The 17,490-nt window shown below is 39.1% G+C and carries 15 protein-coding genes; 13 read left to right on the top strand and 2 right to left on the bottom strand.

Annotated elements, in window-relative coordinates:
- Positions 1-6: 6 nt before the first annotated feature.
- Positions 7-2,298, top strand: a complete 2,292-nt coding sequence (locus AC1D0Y_RS04030; RefSeq protein ID WP_477707349.1) for a DNA internalization-related competence protein ComEC/Rec2 — start codon at positions 7-9, stop codon at positions 2,296-2,298.
- A 57-nt stretch (positions 2,299-2,355) separates the two neighbouring features.
- On the opposite strand, the gene AC1D0Y_RS04025 is transcribed toward AC1D0Y_RS04030, so the two are convergent.
- Positions 2,356-2,490, bottom strand: coding sequence for a YqzM family protein (locus AC1D0Y_RS04025; RefSeq protein WP_013059251.1), 135 nt, complete (start codon positions 2,488-2,490; stop codon positions 2,356-2,358).
- A 326-nt stretch (positions 2,491-2,816) separates the two neighbouring features.
- Between AC1D0Y_RS04025 and holA the strand changes: the two genes are divergently transcribed.
- Entirely contained in the window at positions 2,817-3,833 is a 1,017-nt protein-coding gene (gene holA, locus AC1D0Y_RS04020; RefSeq protein WP_477707348.1) for a DNA polymerase III subunit delta, read from the top strand.
- 34 nt (positions 3,834-3,867) lie between these two features.
- Here the strand turns inward: holA and rpsT are convergent, their stop codons facing one another.
- Positions 3,868-4,134, bottom strand: a complete 267-nt coding sequence (rpsT, locus tag AC1D0Y_RS04015) for a 30S ribosomal protein S20 (RefSeq protein WP_013059249.1) — start codon at positions 4,132-4,134, stop codon at positions 3,868-3,870.
- 256 nt (positions 4,135-4,390) lie between these two features.
- Between rpsT and gpr the strand changes: the two genes are divergently transcribed.
- The 11 genes from gpr (at position 4,391) to mtaB (ending at position 17,385) form a co-directional block, all read left to right on the top strand.
- Positions 4,391-5,503, top strand: coding sequence for a GPR endopeptidase (gpr, locus tag AC1D0Y_RS04010; RefSeq protein WP_013059248.1), 1,113 nt, complete (start codon positions 4,391-4,393; stop codon positions 5,501-5,503).
- Positions 5,504-5,587: 84 nt separating this feature from the next.
- Complete coding sequence (locus AC1D0Y_RS04005) at positions 5,588-5,923, top strand: DUF3679 domain-containing protein (protein WP_014458177.1); 336 nt, start codon at positions 5,588-5,590, stop codon at positions 5,921-5,923.
- 128 nt (positions 5,924-6,051) lie between these two features.
- Positions 6,052-7,875 carry a translation elongation factor 4 gene (lepA, locus tag AC1D0Y_RS04000; protein WP_013059246.1) on the top strand — a complete coding sequence of 608 codons (1,824 nt, stop codon included), beginning with the start codon at positions 6,052-6,054 and terminating at the stop codon, positions 7,873-7,875.
- A 175-nt stretch (positions 7,876-8,050) separates the two neighbouring features.
- On the top strand, positions 8,051-9,190 hold the full coding sequence (gene hemW, locus AC1D0Y_RS03995; RefSeq protein WP_477707347.1) for a radical SAM family heme chaperone HemW: 1,140 nt from the start codon (positions 8,051-8,053) through the stop codon (positions 9,188-9,190).
- A 91-nt stretch (positions 9,191-9,281) separates the two neighbouring features.
- Complete coding sequence (gene hrcA, locus AC1D0Y_RS03990; protein WP_013059244.1) at positions 9,282-10,310, top strand: heat-inducible transcriptional repressor HrcA; 1,029 nt, start codon at positions 9,282-9,284, stop codon at positions 10,308-10,310.
- A 105-nt stretch (positions 10,311-10,415) separates the two neighbouring features.
- A complete protein-coding gene (gene grpE, locus AC1D0Y_RS03985; protein WP_028410617.1) occupies positions 10,416-10,976 on the top strand; it encodes a nucleotide exchange factor GrpE in 561 nt (186 codons plus the stop codon).
- A 30-nt stretch (positions 10,977-11,006) separates the two neighbouring features.
- Positions 11,007-12,824, top strand: coding sequence for a molecular chaperone DnaK (gene dnaK / locus AC1D0Y_RS03980; RefSeq protein WP_013059242.1), 1,818 nt, complete (start codon positions 11,007-11,009; stop codon positions 12,822-12,824).
- A 235-nt stretch (positions 12,825-13,059) separates the two neighbouring features.
- Positions 13,060-14,190 (top strand): molecular chaperone DnaJ, encoded by a 1,131-nt coding sequence (dnaJ, locus tag AC1D0Y_RS03975; protein WP_013059241.1) that lies wholly within the window; start codon positions 13,060-13,062, stop codon positions 14,188-14,190.
- A gap of 117 nt (positions 14,191-14,307) precedes the next feature.
- Positions 14,308-15,249 (top strand): 50S ribosomal protein L11 methyltransferase, encoded by a 942-nt coding sequence (gene prmA / locus AC1D0Y_RS03970; protein ID WP_028410618.1) that lies wholly within the window; start codon positions 14,308-14,310, stop codon positions 15,247-15,249.
- A gap of 19 nt (positions 15,250-15,268) precedes the next feature.
- A complete protein-coding gene (locus AC1D0Y_RS03965) occupies positions 15,269-16,021 on the top strand; it encodes a 16S rRNA (uracil(1498)-N(3))-methyltransferase (RefSeq protein WP_427075305.1) in 753 nt (250 codons plus the stop codon).
- 5 nt (positions 16,022-16,026) lie between these two features.
- Positions 16,027-17,385 carry a tRNA (N(6)-L-threonylcarbamoyladenosine(37)-C(2))-methylthiotransferase MtaB gene (mtaB, locus tag AC1D0Y_RS03960; protein ID WP_025750549.1) on the top strand — a complete coding sequence of 453 codons (1,359 nt, stop codon included), beginning with the start codon at positions 16,027-16,029 and terminating at the stop codon, positions 17,383-17,385.
- The last annotated feature ends 105 nt before the right edge of the window (positions 17,386-17,490 follow it).

The raw sequence follows: 17,490 nt of genomic DNA, 5'->3' as shown, positions 1-17,490 counted from the left end.
CTAAAAGTGAAAGGATATTATATTTACTGTGCTTTTAGCATGATGATAGCTTTATATGTATATGATAATTATTCTGCTGTAAGCCTGTTTTTGCTAATCGTGCTTTTCATTTTTCAATGGCTACAATGTCCGAGGAAAGTGGTTATTGCTTCTGCACTGTTGAGTGTTTTGTGCGTCTACCTATTAGCTGAGACAAATAAGCATAACAAAACGGTTCTTTTAGCTGAATCTTCTTCTTTTACAGGCGAAATTTCATCTGTGCCGCATAGTGACGGCGACAAGCTTACTTTTAAGTTTACGGTTCAAAATGAAGAGGTCATGGCTTTTTATAAACTAAAAACGTTGGAAGAGAAACAGCAGCTCGAAAAGCTAACGATTCATCAAGTTTGTCAACTAGCGGGGCAATTAACTTCTCCTTCACCTGCCCGCAACCTTCATGCATTTGATTATCAGCAATATTTGTACCATCAGTCTATTCATTGGCAGCTTAACGTTAAGAGACTTGATTTGGTAAAATGCCAGCTCCCCACTCTAACTCCACTTACGTACCTTACCTTTATTCGTCAAAAAGGAATTAATTATATTCAACAAAATATGTCGGATCCAGGCGCTGGGTTTATGCAGGCACTAATTTACGGCGAGCGCACCGGCATCGAAGAAGAGAGTATCAAGCGCTATCAGCAATTTGGTTTAATACACTTGCTTGCCATATCAGGTCTTCATGTTGGACTGCTGACAGCAATGTGTTTTTATTTGCTCATTCGGATTGGAATAACGCGCGAGCGAGCCATTACGCTTTTACTTTTGCTTCTTCCTGTATACATGGTTTTGGCTGGTGGCAGCGCTTCAGTTGTCCGAGCTGTTTTTATGAGTATGCTGATGCTTATATCGATAAAAATACAAAGAAAAATTCTTTTAGTTGATAGCATCAGCCTTGCTTTTATGGCCATGCTGCTTTTTAAGCCGTACTATTTATTTGATGTAGGATTTCAGCTTTCTTTTGCCGTTAGTTTTGCATTGATTTTATCGAGTCAGACGATTTTACCCCGTTTTCATTCTTCTTTCAGCCAGCTCATGGCTGTTTCAGCGATTGCACAAATCAGTTCACTTTCTTTACTGCTGTACTATTTTTATGGAGTATCTCTCCTCAGTTTGCCATTAAATATGGTGTTTGTACCTCTGTTTTCTCTTGTTATATTACCTCTTTGTTTGCTCATTCTTTTTGTTCATATCCTCTTGCCGGGAGTGAGTGAACTGCTGGAGCAAATTCTTCATGTTCTTTTACTTGTTTGTGAAAAATTGCTTGGCTTTTTTGAGTGGATTCCCGCTGATTTTGTAACAGGAAAGCCCCACATTGTGCTGTTTTTGGGCATGTACGTATGCATTTATGCTTTATTTGTGGCGGTCGAAGAAGGGCGATTTTTCGTTCGCTATATGTTTCTTCTCCTGGCATTGTTAGCCGCCCAATGTATGTATCCTTATTTGAATCCAAAAGGAACGGTCACAATGGTCGATGTAGGACAAGGAGACTGCTTTATCATTGAGCTTCCTTATCGAAAAGGTGTGTATATGATCGATACCGGAGGAACGGTTTCATTTCCAAAAGAACCATGGCAAAAACGCCGTTCTTCTTTTGACGTGGGAGAAGACGTACTTGTTCCGTTTTTGCATTCAAAAGGAATAACAAGGGTCGATAAAATGATTATCACACATGGTGATTATGATCACGCAGGGGCGGCACAGCATTTATTTTCACAAGTGGCTGTAGGAGAGCTGGTGCTTGGAGAAAAAGCTGAATTAAATGAGGTAGAGACTGGTTTGGTAATCGCTGCTCAAAAACAAAGCGTACCTGTTCACATTGTTCAGCAAGGAGATAGCTGGCAAGATGGAGGTGTGTTATTTCAGATTATTTCTCCAACAGGTTTCGAAGAAACGAGCAATAACGGCTCGATTGTAATAGACGCTAAGTTAGGAAATTTAAGATGGCTATTCACCGGAGATTTAGAAAAGGAAGGAGAACAAAGAATATTGAAAGACTTTCCAAATCTTAAAGCAGATGTATTAAAAGTTGGGCACCATGGCAGTAAAACCTCAACTTCAGAAGAGTTTGTTCAACATTTAAATCCTAAAGTAGCGCTTGTTTCAGCGGGACAAAAAAATCGTTATGGTCATCCTCATCAAGAAATATTAGAGCTTCTGAAAAGCTGCGGGGTGTATATTTATCGAACGGATGAAGATGGTGGAGTAATGTATGAATTTACAAAAAAGTCAGGAACGTTTTCAAAGCAACTTCCATAGTCTATAGTAAGAAAAACGAACTAAAAAAGACTGCTAAGAAGCAGCCTTGAAGCAATTTTACGAACCCAAGTAGTGAATCACAGTTGCAATAACAAATAAGGCAGTGAAAAAGCCAAATGAAACACCAAATCCTACGGCAGAATCGACAGCGTCGTTGCGTTTACTTTGGACACTTTCTTCAAATTGGTTCATTAACACCCCTCCTGTTTACAGTATAGTCTAACTTTTTTAAAAAATCTAGACAATTTAAAAGCGTTTTCACAAACTGACAACAGTTAACAACTATACTTTACGAGCATGAGGAGAAAATAGAGATAAGGGTTTAATCATTAACAAATAAGTAACCTAGGGCTTATATTGTTAATGTTTATCATAAACTGAGGAATTGTCGTTTTAAGGCAATTCCTTTTGTATTGTTGCCAAAAACTCATAACACCTTTACGATAGAAATTGTATTTTGTTTATCAGTAACTATACATAATCAATATAGATGAATAAAAAAGAGGAGCGTATATACGTTGGCAGTTGATAGCTTAAAAAGTATTACCCAAAATAATATAGCCCCCGTTTACTTAATACACGGGGTCAATGCATTTATGAGTAAAAAGATTAGAGATAAAATCGTCGACTATACGTTGAATGAAGAAGATAAAGAATTTAACTTGTCACTATACGATTTAGAAGAAACATCGATTGATCAAGTTCTAGAAGATGCTGAAACGCTTCCTTTTTTAGGAGACAAGCGTGTAGTCGTTGCGAAAAATGCAGCATTTTTAACGGCTGAAAAATCGAAAGATAAAGTAGAGCATGATCTAGCAAAACTTCAGCAATATGTGGAGCAGCCCCCGTCTTTTTCAACGTTAATTCTGCTAGCTCCTTATGAAAAGCTGGATGAAAGAAAAAAAATAACAAAATTATTAAAAAAACAAGCAGCTTACATCGAAGCGAACGAATTTGGTGAAAAAGAAATGAAGCAGTGGATTCGTAATTTACTTTCAAAAGATGGAGTGAATATGGATGAAGATGCTGTGACTCTCCTTATTCAGCTTGTGGGTCTTAATGTAACGCTTGTGACAAATGAAATTGAAAAAATGGTGTTATACGTTGGACAAGGCGTAGTTATTACAAAAGAAGTTGTGCTTAAGCTTGTGGCAAAAACGCTTGAACAAAATGTATTTACGCTTATTGACGCTGTTATTCAGCGAAAGGTTTCTACTGCTTTAAATATGTATCAGGATTTACTGCGTAATAACGAAGAGCCTATTAAAATTTTATCTTTGTTAGCGACGCAGTTTCGCTTGATTTATCATACGAAGCAGCTGTCTAGTCAAGGGTACGGTCAGCAGCAAATTGCTCAAACGATTAAGGTACATCCGTTTCGTGTGAAAATTGCTTTGCAGCAGAGCAGAAGTTTTGAGGAACAGCAGCTTAAAGAAATTCTAAAGGATTTAGCAGAGGCAGATTATGAAATGAAGACGGGGAAAATGGATAAAGCGCTTATTTTACAGCTGTTTTTATTAAAAAGAGCGCAATAAAAAAACGATCCTAATGGGATCGTTTTTGTCTCAATTATGCAGATAAACCGTTAAGTTTTACTGCTAAGCGAGATTTTTGACGAGCTGCAGCATTTTTGTGGATAATACCAGATTGTGCAGCTTTGTCTAATTTTTTAGAAGCAACAGCAAATGCTGCTTTTGCGTTATCTACATCGTTGTTTTCAACTAAAGCTTCAAAGTTTTTGATTGCAGTACGCATAGCTGATTTAGCTTGAATGTTATGAGCACGGCGAGCTTCAGTAGTTTTTACACGTTTGATAGCTGATTTAATGTTTGGCATCCGTTTCACCTCCCGAAATGATAACAATCGAGATTATATAGAACTCGACATTCTTCACAATAAGAACAAAAGATATTTTATCAAACACAAGGACAGAATGCAATAGCCTTGACAAGGAATTTTATATGACAGACCTCTCTTCAAAAGCTTGTAGCTGATATTGCGCCTTTCTTTCCACTTTTCATTTCTTAAATGCATGAATCTGTCAGTCCTCGGTGACAATAATTCCAACAAAGATTGTCTAGGAGGTTAAGAAGTGGAAAAAGAACTTGATTTAAGTCAATATAGCGTGCGCACGGATTTAGCTGTCGAAGCAAAAGACATAGCGTTAGAAAACCAGCCTAAACCGAATAACCAGTCAGAAATCAAAGGCGTAATTGTAAAAGAAAAAGAAGAACAAGGTGTCAAAATTTCAATGGTAGAAATTACGGAAGAAGGCGCAGAAGCAATCGGTAAGAAAAAAGGCCGATATGTAACCCTTGAATCGGTAGGTATTCGCGAGCAGGATACTGAAAAGCAAGAGGCCATGGAAGAAGTATTTGCTAAAGAGCTGAATTTTTTTATTAAAAGCCTCAACATTCCAGATGATGCTAGCTGTCTTGTAGTGGGTCTTGGAAACTTAAGTGTTACACCAGATGCGCTTGGACCAAAGGCAGTAGATAATTTGTTGATTACAAGGCATTTGTTTGAGCTACAGCCTGAAAGCGTGCAAGATGGCTTTAGACCCGTTAGCGCCATTGTTCCGGGAGTAATGGGAATGACGGGTATTGAGACAAGTGATATTATCTTTGGCGTTGTAAAGAAAGTGAATCCAGATTTTATCATTGCAATCGATGCGCTGGCCGCTCGTTCGATTGAACGGGTAAATGCTACCATTCAAATTTCAGATTCAGGTATTCATCCGGGGTCTGGGGTTGGAAACAAGCGCAAAGAAATCAGTTATGAAACACTTGGCATTCCAGTTATTGCAATAGGTATTCCAACGGTAGTGGATGCTGTTTCCATTACAAGCGATACAATTGACTTTATCTTAAAACATTTCGGCCGAGAAATGAAAGAGCAGGGAAAGCCGTCTAAGTCGCTGCTTCCGTCCGGTATGACGTTTGGAGAAAAAAAGAAGCTCACGGAGGATGACTTACCCAATGAAGAGCAGCGTCAAACGTATCTCGGGATGATTGGCACCCTTCCTGATGAAGAAAAAAGACGTCTTATTCATGAAGTGCTTGCACCTTTAGGTCATAATTTGATGGTTACGCCAAAAGAAGTGGATATGTTTATTGAAGATATGGCTAATGTAGTTGCAGGAGGACTTAACGCTGCTTTGCATCATGAAGTGGATCAAGAGAACTTTGGAGCATATACTCATTAATACGCTTTTAGATGAATGAGTTCTTCACAATATAGTCATAATGGTTAGTACTACAGAAGATAAAGAAGTAAGGGGCCTAATAATATGATTAAATTCACTTTAAAATCAGTAGTGCTAACCATTTTTTTACTGTGCGTCGTATTTTTAGGGATGCAGACGGCTCAGCAAGGATTGATTAAAATGAAGGGATATAATGATCCTTCGATTGAACATGTTATTAATGTGTCTAAAACGTCAGATGGTCAGGTGGAAGCTGCAGTTTTAGGTTCAAAAAAAGTCGTGAATATTGATGAAAAACAGCAGTTTCTAGAAAAACGAAAGGCTTTTAACTTTTTCTCCTCGCTAGGTCAAAGTCTAGCGGAAGGCGTGAAAAGTACAATAGGAAAAGCTTTTAAGGCTATCCATCATCTTCTTAATTAAAAGCAGAATTTCTTTCTGCTTTTTTGTATGGAAAAATCCCCAATGGAATGCTTATTGAATGTTGACGAATGTGTTGTTATAATTTAATTTAGTGTATTTTGCCGATTTTCAGTAGGAGTGAAAAAAATATGGATAGAGAAGCAAGATTGAAACGACAATCGAAAATTAGAAACTTTTCGATTATTGCTCATATAGACCACGGTAAGTCAACATTAGCAGACCGTATTTTAGAAAAAACAAATGCGTTAACACAGCGAGAAATGAAAGCTCAGCTTTTAGATTCGATGGATTTAGAACGTGAACGTGGAATTACCATAAAATTAAATGCTGTGCAGCTTCAATACAAAGCAAAAGATGGAGAAGAGTATACTTTTCATCTAATTGATACACCGGGACACGTCGATTTTACATATGAAGTGTCGCGAAGTTTAGCCGCGTGTGAAGGTGCTATTCTAGTAGTAGATGCAGCTCAAGGTATTGAAGCTCAAACATTAGCAAACGTGTATTTAGCACTTGATAACAACCTTGAAATTTTACCTGTCATTAATAAGATTGACCTGCCGAGTGCAGAGCCAGAGCGAGTGCGCCAAGAAGTTGAAGACGTAATTGGATTAGATGCGTCGGAAGCTGTATTAGCTTCAGCTAAAGCAGGAATTGGTATCGAAGAAATTTTAGAACAAATTGTTGAAAAAGTTCCTGCTCCTGAAGGGGATCCAGATGCACCGCTTCAAGCGCTGATCTTTGATTCATTTTATGATGCATACCGAGGTGTAGTTGCATCTATTCGTATCGTACAGGGACGAGTAAAAGTAGGCGACAAAATTAAAATGATGGCAACAGGAAAAGAGTTTGAGGTAACGGAGCTAGGTGTGTTAACGCCAAAAGCCGTTGCTAAAGATGAACTTTCTGTTGGCGACGTAGGGTTTTTAACAGCAGCTATTAAAAACGTTGGAGATACGCGAGTAGGGGACACGATTACTCTTGCTAAAAATGGAGCAAGTGAACCTCTTCCTGGTTATCGTCGTCTGAATCCAATGGTATACTGCGGACTGTATCCAATTGATACAGCGAAGTATAACGATCTTCGTGAAGCACTAGAAAAGCTAGAGCTAAATGACTCTGCACTTCAGTTTGAACCAGAGACGTCTCAGGCCTTAGGGTTTGGTTTCCGATGTGGATTCTTAGGGTTGCTTCACATGGAAATTATCCAAGAGCGTATTGAGCGCGAATTTAAAATTGATTTAATTACAACAGCTCCAAGCGTTATTTATGACGTGTATTTAACAGACGAGACTCATCTGTCTGTAGATAATCCGTCTAATATGCCGGACCCACAAAAGATTGAACGCGTGGAAGAACCGTATGTAAAGGCAACGATGATGGTACCAAACGATTATGTTGGTGCTGTGATGGAGCTTTGTCAGAAGAAGCGGGGCAACTTTATTGATATGCAGTACTTGGATGCTAATCGCGTGAGTATTGTATACGAAATTCCGCTAGCTGAAATTGTATATGATTTCTTTGATCAATTAAAATCAAATACAAAAGGCTACGCGTCGTTTGATTACGAGCTTATCGGATATCAGCCTTCGAAACTTGTGAAGATGGATATTCTCTTAAACGGCGAAACGGTCGATGCACTGTCCTTTATCGTGCACAGAGATTCGGCTTACGATCGTGGTAAAGTCATTGTAGAAAAGCTTAAAGAGCTTATTCCACGTCAACAGTTCGAAGTGCCGATTCAAGCGGCAATCGGTCAAAAAATTGTGGCGCGTTCAACAATTAAAGCCATTCGTAAAAACGTTTTAGCAAAATGTTACGGAGGAGATATCTCTCGTAAACGTAAACTTCTTGAAAAACAAAAAGAAGGTAAAAAACGTATGAAGCAGGTCGGTTCTGTTGAAGTACCGCAGGAAGCATTTATGGCTGTGCTTCGCATGGACGAAGATTAATAGCTGAAATTCTATTATTTAACATGTCAAATTAGTTTTGAAAATCAAGCTAATCTGATACGATAGTAAAGAGTTTTGAGCGCTGTAAATAAGTGTGAACGAACATAGATAAAAATACCGCAGAGAGACTCTGCGGTATTTTTATCATTTATAAATGTGATTGAGGTGAAAGTCCATGGTGAAGGCAGCATATCTGCATATCCCGTTTTGTCATCATATTTGTCACTATTGTGACTTTAATAAAGTGTTTTTTAAAAATCAGCCCGTTATGCCGTATTTGGAAAGCATGCGAGAAGAAATGAAACAAACAGTCGAACGTTATCCAACGACCAATTTAAACACGATATTCGTTGGGGGTGGAACGCCCACAGCGTTAGATGAACAGCAGCTAGAGTATTTTTTAGAATCCATTCGTATGTATCTTCCTTATGACGAAAAAGGTGAGTTTACATTTGAAGCGAATCCGAATGAATTGACGAAAGAAAAACTTCAGCTTCTTCATGATTATGGCGTGAATCGTTTAAGCATTGGTGTACAAACGTTTAATGAAAGATTATTGGAGAAAATTGGACGTGTGCATTCAAATAGACAGGTATTTGATTGTATTGAGCAAGCGAGAAAGATTGGAATGTCGAATATAAGCTTAGACTTAATTTATAGCCTGCCGGAACAAACGGTAGCTGATTTCTCTTCTACGCTTCAAACCGCTTTTTCATTAGAGGTAGAGCACATGTCTGCCTATTCGTTGATTATTGAGCCTAAAACGGTATTTTATAATTTAATGAACAAAGGGAAACTGCCTCTGCCTGCTCAAGAAGAAGAAGCAGCTATGTATGAGCTGCTTATGAAAGAAATGGACAAACAAGGTTTTCATCAATATGAAATCAGTAATTTCGCAAAGCCAGGCTACGAGAGTATTCATAATCTAACCTATTGGAACAACGACGATTATTACGGAATTGGCGCAGGCGCACATAGCTATATAAACGGAATAAGACGAGCAAATATTGGACCATTAAAAAAGTACATTGATTCGGTCGAGCAAAAAGGAAATGCATATCTCAATGAAGTGAGCGTGACCGAGGCTGAAAAAATGGAAGAAGAAATGTTTTTGGGCCTTCGTAAAACGAAAGGAGTCTCAAAAGAGGAGTTTAAGAAAAAATTCAATCGAGAATTAAAAGATGTATTTGGAGAACCTATTCAAGAATACAAAGAGAAAGGACTTTTGGGTGAAGACAATAGCTCAGTCTTTTTAACACACAACGGTCGATTTTTGGGGAATGAAGTTTTTCAAGCCTTTATTGGGATAATCTAATATCAAATCGTTGACATCGCTATAGTGATTTGGTAATTTATTATTAGATTTAGCACTCAGAGTTTTAGAGTGCTAACAGAGGTGATGAAGCGTGCTTACTGATCGACAGTTATTAATTTTACAAGTCATTATTGATGATTTCATTCGATCTGCGCAGCCGGTAGGCTCTCGAACATTATCTAAGAAAGAAGAGTTTAATTTTAGTTCGGCTACGATTCGCAATGAGATGTCAGACCTAGAAGAACTTGGATTTATTGAAAAAACTCATACTTCTTCAGGGCGCGTTCCGTCTGAGAAAGGTTATCGTTATTATGTTGATCATCTAGTGTCCCCGCAGCACTTGAAAGCAAGCGACGTTTCCACGGTACGTTCGGTATTCGCTGAACGCATTGTAGAACTGGAGCAGCTCGTTCAAAAGTCAGCGCAAATTTTATCTGATTTAACGAGTTTAACGTCTATTGTGCTAGGACCAAAAGCGGTCAGCCATAAGTTAAAACAGCTGCAGATTTTACCTTTAACGGCTCAGTCAGCTGTTGCCATTATTGTGACCGATACAGGACACGTTGAAAGTCGGACGATTACGCTGCCGAGCAGTATTCAACCTTCCGATATTGAAAAAATGGTTAACATTTTAAACGAAAAGCTCATCGGCGTTCGCATTACTGATTTACATGATAAAATGTACAAAGAAGTAGCGACGCTCTTAAAAAGCCATATTCAAGGGTATGAGCAGACGATGGATATACTCAATGATGCATTAAAGCTCAACATGAATGGCAAATTAGTAGTTGGCGGCAAAACGAATATGTTTGCTCAGCCGGAATTTCATGATCTTAATAAAATTCGCGGGCTGTTTAACATTATTGAACATGAACAGCAGTTTTATAAGCTGTTAAGCCCAAATGAGGCTGGCATACATGTGAAAATTGGTCATGAAAATAAATTGAATGAAATGGTAGGGTGCAGCTTAATTACAGCTAGTTATTCCTTTGGTCACGAACAGCTTGGCACAATTGCTATACTGGGACCGACCCGCATGGAATATGCGCGTGTGATTAGTTTGCTTACACTGCTGTCATCAGATATGTCTCAAGTATTAACAAACTTGTATAAAGAATAAAGGAATCGGGTGGAATATATTACTTCCATCCTTTCCCTGTGATAAAATAAAAAACGTTGTTTAAAATGTGAAAATGTGTGTAAACATTTAAGGGAGGTGAATGAATTGTCAAACGAAAAGCAAGTAGAAGAACAAAACGAAGAAGTGGTTGAAGAAGTTCAAACAAACTCTGCTGAAGCAACTGAAGCTGAAGCGTCTGAGGAAGTAAACCCTCTTCAACAAGAAAATGATCAATTAAAGCAACAGCTTGAAGAAGAAGAGAATCGCTACTTACGTCTACAAGCTGATTTCGATAATTTCCGTCGTCGTTCACGTCTCGATGCAGAAGCTGCTCAAAAATACCGTGCTCAATCATTAGTTTCGGATATTTTACCAGCACTTGATAACTTTGAACGTGCATTACAAGTTAACACAGCGGACGAACAAACTAAATCCGTGCTGCAAGGTGTAGAAATGGTATACCGTCAATTAGTAGAGGCACTTCAAAAAGAAGGTGTTGAAGCAATTGAATCAGTCGGGAAAACATTCGATCCATACGAGCATCAAGCAGTGATGCAAGTAGAAGACGATGAATACGAACCGAACACGGTAGTAGAAGAGCTTCAAAAAGGTTACAAATTAAAAGATAAAATCATCCGCCCTGCGATGGTTAAAGTGAATCAATAACACTACATATTATGAAGGAGGTCATTGTCAATGAGTAAGATCATTGGTATCGATTTAGGTACAACTAACTCTTGTGTCGCTGTATTAGAAGGTGGCGAACCAAAAGTAATTCCAAATCCAGAAGGAAACCGTACAACGCCATCAGTTGTGGCATTCAAAAACGGTGAGCGTCAAGTTGGGGAAGTGGCGAAACGTCAAGCTATTACAAACCCTAACACAATTATTTCAGTTAAACGTCATATGGGTACAGACCATAAGGTGGAAGCTGAAGGCAAGCAATACACGCCTCAAGAAATGTCAGCTATCATTCTTCAACATTTAAAAGGTTATGCTGAAGAGTATTTAGGTGAGCCTGTAACAAAAGCTGTTATCACAGTTCCGGCTTACTTTAATGATGCTGAGCGTCAAGCAACAAAAGATGCTGGTAAAATTGCTGGTTTAGAAGTAGAGCGTATTATTAACGAGCCTACTGCAGCAGCACTTGCGTACGGATTAGAAAAAACAGATGAAGATCAAACAGTTTTAGTTTATGACCTTGGTGGCGGTACGTTTGACGTATCTATTCTAGAACTTGGCGACGGCGTATTTGAAGTTCGCGCAACTGCAGGTGACAACCGCCTTGGTGGTGACGACTTTGACCAAGTAATCATCGACTATTTAGTCGCTGAATTCAAAAAAGAAAACGGCGTTGATTTAAGCAAAGATAAAATGGCGCTTCAACGTTTAAAAGATGCGGCTGAAAAAGCGAAAAAAGATTTATCAGGCGTAACATCTACACAAATTTCTTTACCATTTATCACTGCTGGAGAAGCTGGCCCTCTTCACTTAGAGGTATCTTTATCACGTGCTAAATTTGACGAGTTATCAGCAGGCCTTGTAGAACGTACAATGGCTCCTGTGCGTCAAGCTTTAAAAGATGCAGGCCTTTCTGCAAGCGAACTTGATAAAGTAATCTTAGTTGGTGGTTCAACTCGTATCCCAGCGGTACAAGATGCGATCAAAAAAGAAACTGGTCAAGATCCTCACAAAGGTGTAAACCCTGATGAAGTAGTTGCACTTGGTGCAGCAATTCAAGGTGGCGTATTAACGGGTGATGTAAAAGACGTTGTATTACTAGACGTAACGCCTTTATCACTAGGTATCGAAACAATGGGTGGCGTATTTACAAAGCTAATTGAGCGTAATACGACGATTCCAACAAGTAAATCACAAGTATTCTCAACGGCTGCAGATAGCCAAACGGCTGTAGATATTCATGTTCTTCAAGGTGAGCGTCCAATGTCTGCAGACAACAAAACGCTAGGTCGTTTCCAGTTAACTGATATTCCACCTGCACCACGCGGAGTACCTCAAATCGAAGTGTCATTCGATATTGACAAAAACGGTATCGTAAACGTTCGTGCAAAAGATTTAGGCACAAACAAAGAGCAAGCTATTACAATTAAATCTTCAACAGGTTTATCAGATGACGAAATCGACCGCATGGTAAAAGAAGCGGAAGAAAACGCAGATGCTGATAAGCAACGTAAAGAAGAAGTGGAACTACGCAATGAAGCAGATCAATTAGTGTTTACAACTGAAAAAACACTAAAAGATCTTGAAGGAAAAGTAGAAGAAGCTGAAGTAACAAAAGCTAACGAAGCAAAAGATGCTTTAAAAGCAGCGATTGAAAAGAATGACCTTGAAGAAATCAAAGCGAAAAAAGATGAACTTCAAGAAATCGTTCAAGCGTTAACTGTAAAATTGTATGAGCAAGCTCAACAAGCTCAGCAAGCAGGTGAACAAGGCGCTCAAAATGATGATGTTGTAGATGCAGAGTTTGAAGAAGTAAACGACGACAAAAAATAATGCATCTTGACGACTAACGTGAATGACGCCATGGTGCGATTCACATCTTTTTAAAAAGTCAAAGTCAAGCTTATTTCTTGGCTTTGACTTTTTTAACGTGGAAAAGCGAAAGGGAAAGTTTTTCACTTGGCTCTCTGCGTGCACGGGAGCAATAGAAAGTAACTTTTATGTTGCTATGGAATTATTAATAATGATACAATTACGTTTATGTGAAACGATTCGGGAGTGAGTATTGATGAGTAAGCGAGATTACTATGAAGTACTCGGTATCAGTAAGAGCGCTACAAAAGATGAAATAAAAAAAGCATACCGCAAGCTTTCTAAACAATATCATCCAGATATTAACAAAGCGGAAGATGCTGCTGACAAATTTAAAGAAGTAAAAGAAGCATATGAAGTATTGAGTGATGACCAAAAAAAAGCACAGTACGATCAATTTGGTCATACTGATCCAAATCAAGGCTTTGGCGGCTTTGGTGGAGGCGGCTCAGACTTTGGTGGCTTCGGCTTTGAAGATATTTTCAGCTCGATCTTTGGTGGTGGTGGTCGCAGACGTGACCCTAATGCTCCGAGACAAGGTGCCGATTTACAATACACGATGACACTTTCTTTTGAAGAAGCTGTTTTCGGAAAAGAAACAACAATTGAAATTCCACGTGAAGAAACGTGTGAAACATGTCACGGTTCAGGTGCAAAACCTGGAACAAAAGTCGATACATGTTCGCACTGTAATGGTTCAGGTCAGTTAAACGTTGAACAAAACACGCCGTTTGGCCGCGTGGTAAATCGACGTGCGTGTCATCATTGTAATGGTACGGGAAAAATCATTAAAGACAAATGTGCAACGTGCCACGGTGACGGTAAAGTAACAAAACGACGTAAGATTAATGTTAAAATTCCAGCTGGTGTAGATGATGGTCAACAGCTGCGCGTAAGTGCTCAAGGAGAACCAGGGGTAAATGGTGGTCCTCCGGGAGATTTATACGTAGTGTTCCACGTGCGCACTCATGAATTCTTTGAACGTGATGGAGACGATATCTACTGCGAAATGCCTTTAACGTTTGCTCAGGCAGCGCTAGGTGATGAAGTAGAAGTACCAACTCTACACGGCAAGGTGAAGCTGAAGATTCCTGCTGGTACACAAACGGGAACGAAATTCCGTTTAAAAGGAAAAGGTGTGGCAAACGTACGAGGATATGGTCAAGGAGATCAGCATATTCACGTTCGAGTTGTAACTCCAACAAAAATATCAGAAAAACAAAAACAATTATTGCGTGAGTTCGCTGAACTGAGCGGTCAAGAAGCCGTTGATGAGCAGCATGATTCCTTTTTTGCAAAAGTAAAACGAGCAATTAAAGGAGAATAATTGTCTTTCATAGTAAACAGAGACAGGTTGGTAAAGGTACTTTGCCAACCTGTCATCTGTCATGTTCATATTTAAAATCCTATATTACTGAAGGCAGAAAGGATGAAGTTGGTAGCAATGAAATGGTCTGAAATTTGTATTCATACAGCGCAAGAAGCAATTGAACCCATCTCTCATATTTTACATGAATCAGGAGCTAGCGGGGTAGTCATTGAAGATCCTGCTGATTTAGTGAAGGACAGAGATACAACTTTTGGTGAAATCTACGATTTAAACGTAGAAGACTACCCAGAAGAAGGTGTAGTGATTAAAGCATATCTTCCAGTTAACAGCTTTTTAGCAGAAACTGTGGATGGTATCAAAAAAGAAATTAATGGACTGCTTGTTTACGACTTTGATTTAGGAGCTAACAAAGTTACGATCAGTGAAGTGAACGAGGAAGAGTGGGCCACTGCTTGGAAAAAATATTACCATCCGGTGAAAATTTCAGAGCGTTTTACGATTGTACCAACTTGGGAAAACTATGAAAAAGTAAGCACAGATGAATTGATTATCGAGCTTGATCCCGGAATGGCTTTTGGGACAGGTACGCATCCAACAACGGTTATGTCTCTTCAAGCATTGGAAAGAACAGTGAAAGCAGGAAATACTGTTATTGACGTGGGTACAGGTTCAGGAGTGCTAAGCATTGGCGCGGCTCTGTTAGGAGCAAGTAATGTACAAGCTCTAGACCTTGATGAAGTAGCGGTACGTTCTGCTCGCGAAAATATTGAATTGAATCAAGTTGGGAACGTCGTAACAGTAGGTCAAAACAACTTATTGCAAGGTATAGAAGGACCGGTTGACATTGTTGTGGCGAATATTCTAGCTGAAGTAATCGTTCGTTTTGTAGACGATGCTGCAAAAGTATTAAAGCCAGGAGGCATGTTCATTACATCAGGTATTATTAGTGCGAAAAAAGAAGATGTCAAAAAAGCGTTAACGGGAGCGGGCTTTGTTATTCAAGAAGTAACGCTTATGGAAGACTGGGTAGCAATTATTGCGCAAAAACAAGCTTAACAAGTGAGAAGGTGTCAAGATGCAACGTTATTTTCTGCCAAATGATCAATTTCAAGAGCAAAGTGTCATAGTGACACAAGATGATGCCCATCATATCTCACGCGTCATGAGAATGAATGAAGGATCACAGTTTATTGCCTGTAATGAACAGGGGCAAGCTGCTTTGTGTGAAATTGAAAATATTTCCGCTAACGAAGTGAAAGCATCTATTATAGAATGGATAAGCGAAGAAAAAGAGCTTCCAGTCCATGTTACAATTGTGAACGGTCTGCCTAAAGGGGATAAGCTGGAGCTTATTATCCAAAAAGGGACAGAACTTGGGGCGTATAAGTTTATCCCTTTTATTGCGGCTCGTTCAGTTGTTAAATGGGATGATAAAAAGAGTCAAAAAAAAGTAGATCGCTGGAACAAGATTGCTAAAGAGGCTGCAGAACAATCTCATCGTACGATTGTACCAGCAGTAGAAGCCCCAATTTCTTTTAAAAAACTATTAGAAATTAGCGGTGACTATACTCATAAAGTTGTAGCCTATGAAGAAAGAGCAAAGCAAGGAGAAACATCTCATCTGCACGCTGTTCTTTCGGCTTTAAAACCCGGCCATTCCGTGCTTGTGGTTGTAGGTCCCGAGGGTGGTTTGACCGAGCAGGAAGTAGAAGTATTAGAAGAAAATGAATTTACAATAAGCGGATTTGGTCCGCGAATTTTACGAGCAGAAACAGCTCCTTTATATGCGCTGTCTGCTATATCTTATCAAACTGAGTTAATGAGGTGACGATTATGTCAACAGTTGCTTTTCACACGCTAGGGTGTAAAGTAAATCACTATGAAACAGAAGCAATTTGGCAATTGTTCAAAGGCCAAGGCTATGAGCGTGTTGAATATGAACAAACTGCCGATGTATATGTAATTAATACATGTACGGTAACAAATACAGGAGATAAAAAAAGCCGTCAAGTTATTCGCAGAGCTGTGCGGAAAAATCCAGATGCGGTTATTTGTGTAACTGGGTGTTATGCTCAAACTTCGCCAGCTGAAATTATGGCCATTCCTGGTGTTGATATCGTAGTAGGTACACAAGATCGCGTTAAGATGCTTGATTATATTGAACAATTTAAAAAAGAGCGTCAGCCGATTAACGGCGTAGGAAACATTATGAAAACACGCGTATATGAAGAGCTAGATGTACCGGCTTTTACAGACCGTACGCGTGCTTCGTTAAAGATTCAAGAAGGCTGTAACAACTTCTGTACATTCTGTATTATTCCATGGGCGCGCGGTTTAATGCGATCTCGTGATCCTAAAGAAGTAGTAGCACAAGCACAGCAGCTAGTGGATGCGGGCTATAAAGAAATCGTGTTAACAGGTATTCACACTGGCGGATACGGAGAAGACATGAAAGATTACAATCTTGCCCAGCTTCTTCGTGATTTAGAGTCTCAAGTAAAAGGATTAAAACGCATTCGTATTTCGTCAATTGAAGCAAGTCAAATTACGGACGAAGTGATTGAGGTACTAGATCAATCAGAAATGGTTGTACGTCATTTGCATATTCCTCTTCAATCAGGTTCAAATACGGTATTGAAGCGCATGCGTCGTAAGTATACAATGGAGTTCTTTGGTGAGCGCTTAAACCGTCTGAAAGAAGCTCTTCCTGGATTAGCGATTACATCAGATGTTATTGTTGGCTTCCCAGGTGAAACAGAAGAAGAGTTTATGGAGACGTATAACTTTATTAAAGAGCACGGTTTTTCAGAGCTTCATGTATTCCCGTATTCTAAACGTACAGGTACGCCAGCGGCTCGTATGACCGACCAAATTGATGAAGAAGTAAAAAATCAACGTGTGCATCGTTTAATCGAACTTTCAAATCAATTGGCAAAAGAATATGCTTCAACGTTTGAAGGAGAAGTACTAGAAGTAATTCCGGAAGAAAAATATAAAGAAGATCCTGAAAGTGGTTTATATGTAGGATATACTGATAACTACTTAAAGGTTGTGTTTAAAGCGTCTGAAGAAATGGTTGGAAAGCTTGTAAAAGTGAAAATTTCAAAAGCTGGATATCCTTATAATGAAGGTGAGTTTGTTCGCGTGCTAGATGAGGTTCATCTTCAAGATCAGGTGAAAATGAGCTCATAACACTTATTGGAAAGCTGCGTGTATATGCAGCTTTTTTCATACGTGTAAAAAAGCTGAACGAGTAATGTTTTATCAAGAAAGTTCATAAAATAAAGGGGGAATAAC

The sequence above is a fragment of the Priestia sp. P1_B12_1 genome (genome assembly GCF_056406695.1).
Note: the sequence above shows the minus strand (reverse complement) of the source record. Positions and strands in the feature narration are given on the sequence as shown.